We start from the raw sequence: 13526 nt of genomic DNA on the forward strand, positions 1-13526 counted from the left end.
TTGCGGCAATTTTTTTGCAACCGTTTTGGATTATATGGTATAGTTTCGTAAGATAGCAGGCAGAAAGCAGAGGGATTTCAGTTATGTTCGAACGATTATTGCCGAATATGCGGGTCAATTCGGTATACGATATCAACCTTGAGGAGATTGCTTCTCACGGCATTCGCGGCATTATTACCGATCTGGACAACACGCTTGTCGGCGCCAAGGAGCCGCTTGCCACGCCGGAGCTGGTGGCATGGCTTGCGAAGGTGAAGTCCGCGGGCTTTCAGGTCGTCATTGTGTCTAATAATAATAAAACCAGAGTGGGGAGCTTCGCGTCTCCGCTCCAGATTCCGTTCGTCCATGCCGCGCGAAAGCCGTCGCAGAAGGCTTTCCGCAAGGCTCTCGCTTTGCTCGGATTGGAAGCCGGACAAACGCTCATGATAGGCGATCAGATGATGACGGATGTGCTCGGAGGCAATCGCATGGGTTTGTATACGGTGCTCGTCGCTCCGATATCGCCTGGCGATGAGGGGATGATGACAATGGTGAACAGAAGAATCGAACGTTTCGCGCTGGCCAGATTGCGCAAGCGCGGCTTATGGTACGAGGAGGAAACGAAGTGACGGACAACATGGCAATCAGAAAAGCAACCTCCTGTGCGGGCTGCGGCATTCAGCTTCAATCGCAGCAAAGCGACAAGCCGGGATTCATACCCCAATCGGCTCTTCAGCGCGAGCCCGTTATTTGTCAGCGCTGCTTCAAGATCAAGCACTATAATGAAGCTTCCAGCGTAACGGTCGATCAGGATGATTTCCTGAAATTGCTGGGCAGCATCGGCGCAACGGACAGTCTTGTTATTCATATCGTCGATTTGTATGACTTCGAAGGCAGCCTGATCGCAGGCCTGCAGAGATTCGTGGGCAATAATCCGGTTGTGCTGGTCGTGAACAAAATCGATCTTCTGCCCAAGGGCATGAATCATAACCGCATTCGCAACTGGGTGCAGAAGCAGGCGAAGGAGCAAGGATTGCGTACGGTCGACGTCATTCTGTGCAGCGCCAAGCGAAATATGGGGTTCGAGCATGTCATCGACGCGTTGGAGAAGCGGCGCAATAACCGCGATGTATATGTTGTCGGAGCGACGAATGTCGGCAAATCCACGCTGATCAATCGCTTGATCCGCGATTACAGCGATATGGATCGGGAGCTGACGACCTCCAGATATCCGGGAACGACCCTGGATGCTGTCCATATTCCGCTTGACGACGGTAAATCGATCATCGATACGCCCGGCATTGTCTATCCGAGCCGCATGACCGAGGTGGTTCCCCGCAGCTTCTTGGGTTCCTTGCTGCCGGACAAGCCGATCAAGCCGCTCGTCTACCAATTGAACGAAGGGCAAACCTTGTTCATCGGCAGTTTGCTTCGCTTCGACTTCGTGGAGGGAGAGCGTCAGTCGTTCACGTTGTACATCTCCAACGCGCTTAATGTGCATCGCACGAAGCTGGAACGCGCGGATCAGCTCTATGAGGATCATAAAGGCGAACTGCTCGGGGCGCCGACGCTCAAGGAGCTGGAGAGCATACCGGAGTGGTCCCGCCACAGCCTCCGAGTGAGGCCGGGTTCGAAGCAGGATGTGTTCATAGCCGGACTCGGCTGGATTCAAGTGAACGGCTCGCATGGCGCGCAGATTGATATTTACGCGCCCAAAGGCGTCAAGGTCATGCTTCGAGATTCGATGATTTAGGCGGCTGATTATTTGCAGGAGAGATGGGGGAAGAACGGTGTCGCAAATTCGCGGGGAGCATAGTATTGACAGTCATACCGATCTGTACGGAGTAATCGGGGATCCGGTGCGCCATTCGAAATCGCCGATTATGCTGAACAAGGCGTTCCGGGAGGCTGGGGTGAACGGCGTCTATACGGCCTTTCATATTACGCCCGACAAGCTTGGAGATTTCATCACAGGCGTCAGGGCCATGAATATACGCGGCGTGAACGTGACTATTCCGCATAAGCAGCATGTGATGGAGCTGATTGACGAGATTGACGCGGACGCGCTGGCTATCGGCGCGGTGAATACGATCGTGAACGAGAACGGCCGTCTGATCGGATATAATACCGATGGAATCGGATATGTCCGCTCGCTCAAGGAAGAGGCGGTTGCCAGTCTCGGCGGCAAGCATATCGTTGTGATCGGAGCCGGCGGTGCTTCCCGGGGCATCGTCTATGCGCTGCTGAAGGAGAAGCCCGCCCGCGTAACGATCGCGAATCGCACGATCGAAAAAGCGGAGCAGCTTGCGCGTTCGTTGGATTGCGGCGGGACGGAGATGCATGTCGAACCAAATGAGCGCCTGGAGCCGCTTTGCGGCGAGGCCGATCTTGTCATCAACACAACCTCGATTGGCATGTTTCCGAAGGTGGAGGAAGCTCCTGTGAGAGGAAGCTGGATGAAGCCGGGAGCAGTTGCGAGCGACTTGATCTACAACCCGCTGAAGACGACCTTCCTGAAGGAAGCGGAGGCGCAGGGCTGCATCGTCCACAGCGGCCTCGGCATGTTCATCTATCAAGGCGCATATGCCTTCGAATATTGGACAGGCAAGCCGGCTCCGGTCGATGCGATGCGCGAGATTGTGCTGAGTGCACTGAAACAATCGTAGTTTAAATAGTGGAAAATAACGAAAGAAGGAACCGTACATGCTAACAGGCAAGCAAAAACGCTTTTTGCGCTCGCAAGCGCATCATCTAGATCCAATATTTCAGGTGGGAAAAGGCGGCACCAACGATCATCTGATGCGTCATATTACGGAAGCGATCGAGACTCGCGAGCTGATGAAAATCTCCGTGCTGAACAATTGCATGGACGATCCGAAGGAAATCGGGCGCGAAGCGGCGGAGGCCGTAGGCGCAGAGCTCGTTCAGGTCATTGGCAAGACGATTATCCTATATAAGGAATCGAAGGATCACAAGACAATCGAGCTTCCGCGCTAACGGGAAGGAGGGAACGGAGTATGCCAGAGATCGGCATCATGGGCGGCACCTTCGACCCCATTCATATCGGTCATTTGATTGCCGCCGAATGCGCGCTCGTATCTTGCGGCCTCGATGAGGTTTGGTTCATTCCGTCTGCCTCTCCGCCGCTTAAGAATCATGCTCCAGGCGCAAGCTCCGAGCTTCGTTACGAGATGGTATGCGGCGCAGTCGTGAGCAATCCGCGCTTTCGCGTTAACGATATCGAGTTGCGACGAAGCGGAGTCAGCTATTCAATCGATACGGCGACTGAGCTCAAAAAGCGCCATCCCAACCATGCGTTTCGCTATATTATCGGCTCGGATCGGATTAACGACTTGCAGCAGTGGCATCGAATAGAGGCGCTCGCTTCGCTCGTTTCCTTCATCGGGCTGGAGCGGCCGACGGATACGCCAAGACTCGATGGGCTGCCTCTGTATTTGAAGCAGCGCGTCGAGTTGATTCCCATGCCGTTAATCGGGATTTCATCGACGGATCTCCGCAATCGCATGGCTGCTGGCGAAGCTGTCCGCTATCAGCTGTCCGAGCAGACCTATCAATTTATTAGGAGGCATGGGCTGTATGGAACGGCAAGAGATGATTGACAGAGTCAGCAAGGAGATGCCGGAGAGAAGATGGCGGCACACAGAAGGCGTCATGGCGACGGCAATCAAGCTTGCCGAGCGTTACGGAGAGGATCCGGAACGAGCGGAGCTGGCTGCTATCTTGCATGACGTGGCCAAATATTGGGGGATCGAGAAGCAGAAATCAATCATTGTGGATAATGGGCTTCGCGGCGACGTGCTTCTCTACGACAAGGAGCTTTGGCACGCGCCTGTCGGCGCATGGGTCGCCGAGCATGAATACGGCGTCGAAGACAAGGGCGTGCTGGACGCGATTTGCTACCATACTTCCGGAAGAAGCGGAATGACGAAGCTGGAGAAGATCGTATGGCTCGCCGATTATATCGAGCCCGGCCGAGATTTTCCCGGCGTCGACGCGATAAGAACGCTTGCCGAATCCAGCCTCGAGGAGGCGCTGCTCGCCGCCTTGAACGCGACAATCTCCTTCCTCGCCGCCAAAGAGAAGAAGATTTATCCCCTAACGATCGAAGCTAGAGACAGTATGCAAAGCGCAAACAAAGGAGGCTGACGAATGGCGTTACAATCAGATAAATTGCTCAAGATCGCGGTAGATGCCGCCGAAGACAAGAAAGCGGTGGATGTGATTGCTCTTAATTTGAAGGAGGTATCGCTTGTTGCGGATTATTTCGTCATCTGCAGCGGCAATTCGGATACTCAGGTGCAAGCGATCACGACCGAAATTCGCAAGCAAGCGGAGAAGCATGGCGTGCGAATTCGCGGCATCGAAGGCATGGACTCGGCCAGATGGGTCTTGATCGATATCGGCGATGTTATCGTGCATGTCTTCCATCGCGAGGAACGCGAATATTATAATATCGAGCGCTTGTGGTCGGATGCGAAGGTTGTGGAATTCGCATGAGCCTGACGGCTGGCTTGACGTACACGCTCAAAATATCGCGCGAGGTATCTCCCTACGGCTATTTCCTTACCGACGGCGAAACCGAGGTTCTGATGCATTATACGGAGCTGGTCGGCTCGAAGCCCGTTGTCGGCAATCAAGCGGAAGTGTTCATCTTCTACGATTCCGAGGATCGGATAGCGGCTACGATGAAGAAGCCGCTGCTTCAGCTTGACGAGCTTGCACGGCTTAAAGTCGCGGATGTGCATCCGCGGCTTGGCTGCTTCCTGGAGATGGGGCTGGGCAGGCAGCTGCTTCTGCCGCTGTCCGAGCTTCCGGAGAGCATTGCTTATCGACCGCTTCCCGGGGATGAGGTGTTCGTCGTGATGAAGCATGACAAAATCGGCAGACTGGTGGCGAAGATCGCCTTCGAGGAGGAGCTGTCCCCCCTTGTTTTCACCGCGCCCGCTTCCTGGCAGAACAGCTGGGTCGAAGGCTGGGTGACGAAGACGCTTCAGATGGGCTCCTTCGTCATGGTGGACGGCGGCGTGCTGGGCTTCGGCGTCTATGGACTGATTCCGAGCTCGGAGCGCACCAAGCCGCTGCGTCTCGGCGAGCGCGTGCGCGCTCGCGTCGCGTATATCCGCGAGGATGGCCGCGTCAATCTCTCCATGACGGAGCGCAAGGAGGTCGGGCGAATCGAGGATTCCGAGCGCTTGCTCGCCTTTCTGAAGGAACGCCCGGGCGGAGGCATGCCTTATTCCGATCAGACGGAAGCGGACACGATCAAGCAGCGCTTCGGCATAAGCAAATCCGCCTTCAAGCGGGCGCTGGGCAAGCTGATGCGCGACGGGCTTGTGTCGCAAAAGGGAAATTGGACCTACTTGAATGAGCCTTCCGAAGGAGCTGATGAGGAGTGACTCTATCTTACGGACAGTTCGCGAGAGTGTATGATCAGCTTATGGAGGATATGCCGTATGCGGACTGGCTCGGCTTTGCGAGAGCGGGCTGGACGCGTTACGGCATGCCCTCGTCAGTAGCGGATCTCGGCTGCGGCACCGGAAATCTGTCCATTCCGCTCGCGAAATCCGGCTTTCATGTGTACGGCATCGATCTGTCTTCCGAGATGCTGTCTGTCGCTCGCAGCAAATGGGACGAGACGCCTCAGCAGGCGATCAGGAGGCATGCGGGAAGCATTAGATGGCTTCAACAGGATATGCGCTCCTGGGAGCTTGCAGAGCCTGTGGATTCGGTGATATCGTTCTGCGACTGCTTGAACTATCTGACGGAGGAGAGAGACATAGAGGCGGCTTTTCGGGCCACATACGCGGCGCTCAAGGAGGGAGGCTCCTTCCTGTTCGACATGCATTCGCCGCGGCAGTTGTCACAGTACGCGGAGCAGCAGCCGTTCATTCTCGACGAGAGAGATGTCGCCTATATCTGGACCTGCGATTTCGAGCAGGAGATCTGTCAGATTGAGCATAATCTCACCCTATTCGTGCGTGAGCATGATGCGAGATTTACGCGCTTCGAGGAAACGCATTGTCAGCGAGCCTATGACCCGGATTGGGTGGAGACGGCGCTGAGGCGGGCGGGGTTTAAATCGGTGGAGAGGTTTGCCGATTTTCAGTTTAAGGCTGCCGACGAGCATTCCCAGCGGCTGTTTTTTGCCGCGATCAAATAATTGTCATTTGTCGAAAAAAGGTTATTAAGCAGGAAAAAGACGGAATTTGACTTGGAGGATAAATGAACGGTATCGAACCGGTTATCATCCAAGACAACCGTCTTTTTTGGTGCGGCGACCGAGAAAATCATTCTCTTAAGGCGTCCTTCAGCCGGCTGTTCATGGCGGTCGAGGCTTGGGCGCGCCGTGCCGAAGACTGCTTCAATCGCAACAGCTCCTCTCTTAATTCGGCGTTCGATTGCTCTAATTTCTCGATATACAAGATGAGCTCCTGCTGCTCGCGGCCAGCTTCGTGAAACAACGTCGCGAGCATGCTTCGCGCTTCCTCGGGGGTTATATTCGACACAAGATTTCCTCCCATATACCTATAAAATGTCACTATCCCATCATAGCTTGATCTGTTAAAATAGTCGAGTGGCGCAAAAAAATAGATTCACAATCCCTCCATAATTTTCATTGACTGTACCTATATCTTGATGTAAAATCAAGTACATCACCTAGATGTTGATAGTAAAGGTGCTTTCAATGATCTGCCTCTGGTAAATCATGAACAAGCGCGTCTGCCGCCCATAGACGGCCGGAAGCGCTTTTTGATTGCGATAATAGAGTAGGGGAGAGCGGACGGGATGTTAGTGGTCTACGACTCAAAAACAGGAAATGTGAAGCGGTTTATCAATAAATTGAATATGCGTTCAATGCCTATTGATGAGAGGCCCGAGGTGGACGAGCCGTTCGTTCTGGTGACTTACACGACCGGATTCGGTCAAGTGCCGGAGAAGGTCAGCAGCTTCCTGCAATCGAATCACCGCATGCTGCGCGGCGTATCCGCAAGCGGCAATCGCAACTGGGGTCCGGGCTTTGCGAAGAGCGCGGACACGATAGCCAATCTATATGATGTGCCCGTGCTTTTGAAGTTTGAATTGTCGGGAACGAGTCAAGACACGCAATATTTTGTCGAAAGGATGCGATCCATTGAAGCATATTGAATTGAACAACGAATTGATGCAACGCGGTGCAGACGGATTCTATCAACTGGAGAAAGACAAAGAAGCGGTGAAGGCCTTCATGGCGGAGGTTGAAGAGAAAAGCGTGAAATTCCCAAGCTTGAAGGAAAAGCTGGACTATCTCATTGAAAATGATTATTACGATGATGTATTCGTTAATTATACATATGAACAGGTAGAAGCGGTTTTCCACTTGACTGCGAGCAGCGGCTTCGAATTCCAGTCCTATATGGCCGCTTCGAAATTTTACAAGGATTATGCGATGAAGACGAACAATAAGTCGCAATATCTGGAGCAATACTCCGACCGCGTCGCCATCGTGGCGCTGCATCTTGGCGAAGGAGACGGGGAGCGCGCGCTGCGCATCGCCGACGCGATGATAGAGCAGCGGCTGCAGCCGGCAACGCCAACCTTTCTGAACGCAGGCAAGAGCCGCCGCGGCGAGCTGGTGTCCTGCTTTCTTCTTGAAATGGACGATTCTCTTAATTCGATCAACTATGTGCTCGGCACATGCATGCAGCTCTCCAAGATTGGCGGAGGCGTGGCGGTCAATCTGTCCAAGCTTCGCGGACGCGGCGAGCCGATCAAAGGCGTGGAGGGCGCGGCGAAGGGCATCATGCCCGTCTTGAAGCTGATGGAGGACGCGTTCTCCTATGCGGATCAAATGGGACAGCGCAAGGGCTCGGGCGCAGGCTATTATAATATTTTCGGCTGGGACATTATTGAATTCCTGGATTGCAAGAAGATTAATGCGGACGAGAAGTCGCGCATCAAGACGCTGTCGATCGGCCTGATTATTCCGAACAAATTCTACGAGCTTGCTGCTCAGAACAAGCCGCTTGTGGTATTCGGACCTCATTCTGTACATAAAGCGTACGGCATTCATCTTGACGATATGGATATGGACGCGATGTACGAGGAGCTGCTGGCAAACGAGGCGGTTACGCGCAAGACGGTCATGTCCGCCCGCGATATGCTGACGAAGATTGCGTCGATTCAATTGGAATCGGGTTACCCGTACATTATGAACAAGTCGAACGCGAACAATGTTCACGCGCTCAAGGATCTTGGATCGGTGAAGATGTCCAATCTGTGCACGGAGATTTTCCAACTGCAGGAGACTTCGGAAATTAACGATTACGGTGTGGATGATGTCATCCGCCGCGACATTAACTGCAATCTGGCATCTCTCAATATCGTGAACGTGATGGAACGCAAGAAGGTGAAGGAATCGGTTCATGTCGGCATTGAGGCTTTGACGACAGTGAGCGATCTGTCCAAGATCGACAACGCTCCCGGCGTGCGCAAAGCAAACGAAGAGCTGCATTCCGTCGGTCTCGGCGCGATGAATCTGAACGGCTATCTGGCCAAAAACAAGATTGCCTACGAGAGCGACGAAGCGAAGGATTTCGCGAATACATTTTTTATGATGATGAACTTCTACTCTATTGAAATTTCCATGGAGATTGCCAAGGAGCGCGGCGTTTCTTTCAAAGGCTTCGAGAAGTCGGAATATGCGAAGGGCACTTATTTCACGCGCTATGTCGAGAAGGACAATCGTCCGAAGACGGCTAGAGTGCAAGAGCTGTTCGAAGGCATCGACATTCCTTCGCCGCAGGATTGGGCGGATCTGAGGGACAAGGTGCAGAAGCATGGCTTGTATAATGCGTACAGACTGGCGATTGCGCCGACGCAAAGCATCTCCTATATTCAAAACGCGACTTCCAGCGTAATGCCGATTGTCGAGCATATCGAAACGCGGACGTACGCGAACTCGACAACGTACTATCCGATGCCGTATTTGTCCCAGGACAACTTCTTCTACTACAAATCGGCTTACAATATCGATCAATTCAAGCTTATTGATCTCATTGCCGAGATTGGTCAGCATATCGACCAAGGCATCTCGACGGTTCTGCATGTGAACAGCAATGTGACGACCCGCGAGCTGGCTCGTTTCTATGTGTATGCGGCGCAAAAAGGGCTAAAATCGTTGTATTACACAAGAACGAAGCGTCTTTCCGTGGAAGAATGCACAAGCTGCGCCGTCTAGGGAGAATGCTATAACGGAGCAATCGGTCATCGCTGAACGATCCGATTCACGAATCGGTGAATATGGAAGAAGAGAAGGAGTTTGCCTATTATGAAAGCAGTAAACTGGAATCGACCGGATGATGATTTTACGCTAACGTTCTGGCAGCAGAATGTGATGCAGTTTTGGACGGATGAAGAAATTCCGTTGTCTGACGACAAGATGGATTGGATGCAGATGTCGGATGATGAGCGCACGTTGTATAAGAATGTGCTGGGCGGACTGACGCTCCTTGACACGATTCAAGGCGGCATCGGCATGCCCAAGATCCTGGAGCATGTGGACGGGCTGCAGCGCAAAGCCGTGCTGTCGTTCATGTCCATGATGGAGCAAATTCACGCGAAATCATACAGCAGCATCTTCACGACGCTCGCGTCAAACGAGGAGATCGATTCGATCTTCCGTTGGGTTGAGAATAACGAGCAGCTTCAGAGGAAGGCGTCGCTAATCTCGGCGTGGTACAACAACATTACGGGTCCGCAGGAGCTTTACAAAGCCATGGCGGCATCCGTATTCCTCGAGAGCTACCTCTTCTATAGCGGCTTCTTCTACCCGCTCTATCTGGCGGGACAAGGCAAGATGACAAGCAGCGGCGAGATTATCGACTTGATTCTGCGCGATGAGAGCATTCATGGCTTGTACGTCGGCGTGCTTGCGCAAGAGCTGCTTGAGACGTTCAGCAGCGAGGTACAGGAGCAGCTCAAGGCCGAGGTTGGGGCGTTCCTTCTTGAGCTTTACGAGAATGAAATGATTTATACGGACGGCTTGTACAGCGCGGTTGGTCTGCAGGAGGATGTGAAGGCGTATGTGCGTTACAATGCGAACAAAGCGCTCATGAACCTGGGCATGGAACCGTATTTCCCTGAAGAGCCGGTTAATCCAATCGTGTTCAATGGCATCAGTACGCATACGAAGCAGCATGATTTCTTCTCAAAGAAAGGCAATGGCTATGTGCGGACGATTCATGTAGAACCGCTGAAGGACGATGATTTCGTTTTTAATTTTTAATAGGAAGCTTGGAATGGAAAACCGCTGGAGCTCGAGTCGATTGACTTTTGCCCCAGCGGTTTTGCTGTACAAGCATTCCCAATTTACCAAGAAAAATACTATCCATTACAGGGAGATACATGCTACACTAGTGGGGAAGCATGCTCATCCAGGGCGCATAGGTTCTGCCTAACCAAAGGAGGAAGAAAGCGTGGAAAACTGCTCGATCGTGACGAAGCCCGCACTGCATTTGGTCGGAATCAGCTATTGCGGTCCGTATTCAACCTTTCCAGATGAAGCGATTCGACTGCAGACGGATTTCCTGGCCAGGAAGCATGAGCTGGGCGGAGCTGCCAAATCACCTGTATTGTACAGTCCTTACTACGGCAATGAAGCTTTTGCAACCTATTGGGCTTGTTATGAAGTGCAACATATGGAGGAGGTTCCTCCCGGCATGGTGCAGCTCACCATTCCCGCGCATCGATATGCGATGGTCGGAAGCTCGAACAAGCGTATCGGCGAAGCGTACGAACAACTGAATGTCTGGATGAACGAGCAGAGGCTAGAGAAGCATGAGCAAGCCGTGTCCATGGAATTATTTTATATCGATGAACAGCATTGGGAGGAAGAGCCGGTTGAACTGCTCATACCTCTGAAGGATTAGAACGTGAAGGAGCTGACTTAAACAGCTTCTTTTTTTTGACATATAGGAAAGTATATTATTTTTGCCCATACCTTCTCTATATGTTGCGAGAAACGCGACGTCCTTTTCCAAGGACATCGCGTTTCTTCTTTGCCTTTAATTCGACAATTTCGCCTTGGCTGGAATAGCTTTGTAATCCGTCACCTTGTTCTTGCCGGTGGATTTGGAATAATACATCGCTTCGTCGGCAAGCCTGACCAACTCGCCAACCTGGTTGGCCAGCTTGGTTGTGCTGTAGCCAACGCTGATCGTTACCATCGTCTCCGCTTCCACGCGTCTACGGATCGATTCGGCAACGATCGCCGGCTTCGCGCGATCGGCATTCATGCAGATCAGCAGCTCTTCTCCGCCGTAACGTCCGGCCGCTCCGATGCCAGCGCTCTCCTCCCGCATAATCTCGGAAACGCGCTTCAACACGCCGTCTGCCATATGATGGCCATGCGTATCGTTGAGGCGCTTGAAATTATCGATATCGCAGAAGATAACGGCCATTGTCTTGCAGCTCTGCAAGAGCTGCTCCGCTTTGTTCTGGAAATGCCTGCGATTGTACAGTCCCGTCAAGCCGTCCATAATGGAAGACTGATACGTGGACATCAACCGATCGATGACCCATTCGAAGAGAAGCATGAACAGCAGCGAGAAATAGACGATTGGCGTCAACTGAACGAGCAGCACGATCCAGCTCTGGCCGCCCTCGAACGCATAGGCGTCGGCGATCCGCATCAGCTCGCAGCAGAAGAAAGCGATGAGACTGCCGTAATATTTGCTGTTCATGGCCGCATTGCGGGTTGCGAGCAATATAACGAGAATGACGATCAGGCTGTAAGCGTCAAGAAGCGGGAAGGCCGTGACGGCAGAGAGGCCGGCATCGCCTTCGGAGAGAGGAGCCAACGAATATTGAACGACCGCGAAGATCGCGGCAAGCAGGCTCATGAACACGAACGGCATAATTCTCAGCTGCGCCGACCGGTAAGTATATAATTTCATGAATACAAAGTTTATAATGATAAAAGAGATGATTTGAAGCAATTGTGAAAGCATATACATCCAGGGAGAGGGCGACCATCCCGGAAAGGCAAGCGCGACGAGCAAAGCTTGTCTGACGATGTTGAGCGAAATGCCCGCGATCAGCAGCCGATAGGTGTGCTTGTTGCGATAGCTGATGTACAGCTTGATCGACATGAACAGCATCAGAATAAGAATTACAATTACGGATGAGGACGAGAACAGTTGTCCGTTCGGACCGGTAAGCCATTGCATCATTGTCATTTTGTCAGTCACCACTCAAGAATTGGTAGGTATAGATTTACAGAAACATACGTTCTATTATATCATAGTTATCAACAGTGTGAATCCCGATTTTCAAAAAAATTCTGTTCGAAGCGCTTGCCGTTTCCGAGCAGGAGCAGGAGTTGAACCGCAAATGAATATCTTGCAAGCCTTGTTCTTCCCGCCGGAGCAGCCAGGGGGCGTATCGTCCATGGTGCCTTATATACAAGAGAGGTTTCAGAAAATGGGCTGGCAGATGGAACTGTTCTCTCTGCCGAAACGCGTGCGCAACAAGGGGCAGGAGGAGATCGTCTTCCAAACCTTCGACCACAAGGCGTTCGCCGGGAATGAACTGGTGGACAAATATATGCAAACCTACAAGGATTATGTCTGGTGGACGAAGCTGCGCATCCAGAAGTCTTACGACATTATTCACGCGCATCATCCGATTGCGGCGCTCGTCATGAAGCAGCTGTTCCCCGATACGCCGCTCGTGGTCACGATTCATTCGAGCTACGAGCGGGAGCTGATTCTGAACGGAAGGATCGAAGAGGGAGGCGTGGAGCATCGCTTTCTGACCTCGATCTATAAAGAGCTGGAGTTGAAGGCCGATCAATTAATGACGGTGTCGGAGTCGTTCCGCTCCTATATCTCTCCCATGATCGAGCATCCCGAGCGGATCAAAGTTATTCCCAACGGCTTCGACGAGAAGCGCTTCAAGCCTATTTCGCATGAGAACGAAGTGCCGCAGCTGATAACCGTCTGCAGGCTCGTCCCGGCCAAAGGACTCGATATTCTTCTCCATGCTTGCGCGGAGCTTAAGGAAAGAGGCTATGGGTTCGTGCTGCATATTATCGGCGACGGACCGATTCGCAAGGAGCTCGAAACGCTGGCGCAGGAGCTGGATCTGTACGATGATATTATCTTCTACGGCTATATGCTGCATCCGGAGCAATTCATGCCGTTCTTCGATATCTTCGTTCTGCCGTCGAGAGCGGAGGCGTTCGGATCTGTATTCGCCGAAGCGGCGCTGTGCTGGCTGGCTCTTATCGGCACGAATGTAGGCGGCATCGCCGAGCAAATCGATGACGGGGTGAACGGTCTGTTGGTTCCGCCGGAGAATGTCGGCGCTCTGGCCGATGCGATGGAGAAGGTGGTTTCGGATTCTTCCTATCGGTATAATCTCGCCCGTTCCGCATGGAATAAGGCGAAGAAGGTGTATTCGCTGACTCGGGTCATTTCGCAGCTTAAGAAGGTGTATGTGGGGATCAAGCCGGAAGAGCTCGCGGAATAAAAACAAAGGAGGGCGAT

At 52.6% G+C, this 13526-nt stretch carries 16 protein-coding genes; 14 read left to right on the forward strand and 2 right to left on the reverse strand.

From position 1 onward, the window contains the following. Nucleotides 1-83 precede the first annotated feature (83 nt). Genes HFP08_RS10770 through HFP08_RS10810 form a run of 9 tightly spaced genes read left to right on the forward strand, consistent with a single transcriptional unit; the run spans nucleotide 84 to nucleotide 6160 of the window. A complete protein-coding gene (locus HFP08_RS10770) occupies nucleotides 84-608 on the forward strand; it encodes a YqeG family HAD IIIA-type phosphatase (RefSeq protein ID WP_168120606.1) in 525 nt (174 codons plus the stop codon). Between the two features lie 8 nt (nucleotides 609-616). Beyond that, entirely contained in the window at nucleotides 617-1732 is a 1116-nt protein-coding gene (gene yqeH, locus HFP08_RS10775; RefSeq protein ID WP_168120742.1) for a ribosome biogenesis GTPase YqeH, read from the forward strand. A 46-nt stretch (nucleotides 1733-1778) separates the two neighbouring features. Next, nucleotides 1779-2645, forward strand: coding sequence for a shikimate dehydrogenase (aroE, locus tag HFP08_RS10780; RefSeq protein ID WP_168120743.1), 867 nt, complete (start codon nucleotides 1779-1781; stop codon nucleotides 2643-2645). A gap of 37 nt (nucleotides 2646-2682) precedes the next feature. Next, the gene (yhbY, locus tag HFP08_RS10785) at nucleotides 2683-2976 is read left to right on the forward strand and encodes a ribosome assembly RNA-binding protein YhbY (RefSeq protein WP_168120607.1); all 294 of its coding nucleotides are present in this window, start codon (nucleotides 2683-2685) and stop codon (nucleotides 2974-2976) included. Nucleotides 2977-2996: 20 nt separating this feature from the next. Continuing rightward, nucleotides 2997-3599: a nicotinate-nucleotide adenylyltransferase gene (nadD, locus tag HFP08_RS10790; protein WP_168120608.1), complete on the forward strand. Its 603-nt coding sequence runs from the start codon at nucleotides 2997-2999 to the stop codon at nucleotides 3597-3599. Next, nucleotides 3577-4146 carry a bis(5'-nucleosyl)-tetraphosphatase (symmetrical) YqeK gene (gene yqeK, locus HFP08_RS10795; RefSeq protein ID WP_168120609.1) on the forward strand — a complete coding sequence of 190 codons (570 nt, stop codon included), beginning with the start codon at nucleotides 3577-3579 and terminating at the stop codon, nucleotides 4144-4146. Before nadD ends, yqeK begins: the two co-directional genes overlap by 23 nt. A gap of 3 nt (nucleotides 4147-4149) precedes the next feature. Next, nucleotides 4150-4497, forward strand: coding sequence for a ribosome silencing factor (rsfS, locus tag HFP08_RS10800; protein WP_168120610.1), 348 nt, complete (start codon nucleotides 4150-4152; stop codon nucleotides 4495-4497). Next, a complete protein-coding gene (locus HFP08_RS10805) occupies nucleotides 4494-5396 on the forward strand; it encodes a CvfB family protein (protein WP_168120611.1) in 903 nt (300 codons plus the stop codon). The genes rsfS and HFP08_RS10805 overlap by 4 nt, the downstream gene beginning before the upstream one ends. 41 nt (nucleotides 5397-5437) lie before the next feature. Continuing rightward, the gene (locus HFP08_RS10810) at nucleotides 5438-6160 is read left to right on the forward strand and encodes a class I SAM-dependent DNA methyltransferase (protein ID WP_168120744.1); all 723 of its coding nucleotides are present in this window, start codon (nucleotides 5438-5440) and stop codon (nucleotides 6158-6160) included. A 127-nt stretch (nucleotides 6161-6287) separates the two neighbouring features. On the opposite strand, the gene HFP08_RS10815 is transcribed toward HFP08_RS10810, so the two are convergent. Then, a complete protein-coding gene (locus HFP08_RS10815) occupies nucleotides 6288-6506 on the reverse strand; it encodes an MreC domain-containing protein (protein ID WP_168120612.1) in 219 nt (72 codons plus the stop codon). Between the two features lie 280 nt (nucleotides 6507-6786). Between HFP08_RS10815 and nrdI the strand changes: the two genes are divergently transcribed. The 4 genes from nrdI (at nucleotide 6787) to HFP08_RS10835 (ending at nucleotide 10907) form a co-directional block, all read left to right on the forward strand. Next, entirely contained in the window at nucleotides 6787-7146 is a 360-nt protein-coding gene (gene nrdI, locus HFP08_RS10820; RefSeq protein WP_168120613.1) for a class Ib ribonucleoside-diphosphate reductase assembly flavoprotein NrdI, read from the forward strand. Further along, entirely contained in the window at nucleotides 7133-9217 is a 2085-nt protein-coding gene (gene nrdE, locus HFP08_RS10825; RefSeq protein WP_168120614.1) for a class 1b ribonucleoside-diphosphate reductase subunit alpha, read from the forward strand. The genes nrdI and nrdE overlap by 14 nt, the downstream gene beginning before the upstream one ends. A gap of 90 nt (nucleotides 9218-9307) precedes the next feature. Then, nucleotides 9308-10264: a class 1b ribonucleoside-diphosphate reductase subunit beta gene (gene nrdF / locus HFP08_RS10830; protein ID WP_168120615.1), complete on the forward strand. Its 957-nt coding sequence runs from the start codon at nucleotides 9308-9310 to the stop codon at nucleotides 10262-10264. 190 nt (nucleotides 10265-10454) lie between these two features. Beyond that, on the forward strand, nucleotides 10455-10907 hold the full coding sequence (locus HFP08_RS10835) for a GyrI-like domain-containing protein (RefSeq protein ID WP_168120616.1): 453 nt from the start codon (nucleotides 10455-10457) through the stop codon (nucleotides 10905-10907). Nucleotides 10908-11042: 135 nt separating this feature from the next. Here HFP08_RS10835 and HFP08_RS10840 read toward each other — a convergent pair whose 3' ends face one another. Further along, nucleotides 11043-12215 carry a GGDEF domain-containing protein gene (locus tag HFP08_RS10840; protein ID WP_168120617.1) on the reverse strand — a complete coding sequence of 391 codons (1173 nt, stop codon included), beginning with the start codon at nucleotides 12213-12215 and terminating at the stop codon, nucleotides 11043-11045. Nucleotides 12216-12369: 154 nt separating this feature from the next. Here HFP08_RS10840 and HFP08_RS10845 point away from each other — a divergent pair, with 154 nt between their 5' ends. Beyond that, nucleotides 12370-13509, forward strand: a complete 1140-nt coding sequence (locus HFP08_RS10845) for a glycosyltransferase family 4 protein (RefSeq protein WP_168120618.1) — start codon at nucleotides 12370-12372, stop codon at nucleotides 13507-13509. Nucleotides 13510-13526: the final 17 nt, after the last annotated feature.

The organism is Paenibacillus sp. HB172176, assembly GCF_011947265.1.
Classification (GTDB): domain Bacteria; phylum Bacillota; class Bacilli; order Paenibacillales; family Paenibacillaceae; genus Pristimantibacillus.

Bases quoted from the DNA above. Each gene is read 5' to 3' on its own strand.
- yqeH (WP_168120742.1), top strand. From the start codon at position 617: ATGGCAATCAGAAAAGCAACCTCCTGTGCGGGCTGCGGCATTCAGCTT.
- nrdF (WP_168120615.1), top strand. From the start codon at position 9,308: ATGAAAGCAGTAAACTGGAATCGACCGGATGATGATTTTACGCTAACG.
- HFP08_RS10810 (WP_168120744.1), top strand. From the start codon at position 5,438: ATGGAGGATATGCCGTATGCGGACTGGCTCGGCTTTGCGAGAGCGGGC.
- yqeK (WP_168120609.1), top strand. From the start codon at position 3,577: ATGGAACGGCAAGAGATGATTGACAGAGTCAGCAAGGAGATGCCGGAG.
- HFP08_RS10845 (WP_168120618.1), top strand. From the start codon at position 12,370: ATGAATATCTTGCAAGCCTTGTTCTTCCCGCCGGAGCAGCCAGGGGGC.
- HFP08_RS10805 (WP_168120611.1), top strand. From the start codon at position 4,494: ATGAGCCTGACGGCTGGCTTGACGTACACGCTCAAAATATCGCGCGAG.
- yhbY (WP_168120607.1), top strand. From the start codon at position 2,683: ATGCTAACAGGCAAGCAAAAACGCTTTTTGCGCTCGCAAGCGCATCAT.
- HFP08_RS10840 (WP_168120617.1), bottom strand. From the start codon at position 12,215: ATGACAATGATGCAATGGCTTACCGGTCCGAACGGACAACTGTTCTCG.
- nadD (WP_168120608.1), top strand. From the start codon at position 2,997: ATGCCAGAGATCGGCATCATGGGCGGCACCTTCGACCCCATTCATATC.
- rsfS (WP_168120610.1), top strand. From the start codon at position 4,150: ATGGCGTTACAATCAGATAAATTGCTCAAGATCGCGGTAGATGCCGCC.
- HFP08_RS10770 (WP_168120606.1), top strand. From the start codon at position 84: ATGTTCGAACGATTATTGCCGAATATGCGGGTCAATTCGGTATACGAT.
- nrdI (WP_168120613.1), top strand. From the start codon at position 6,787: ATGTTAGTGGTCTACGACTCAAAAACAGGAAATGTGAAGCGGTTTATC.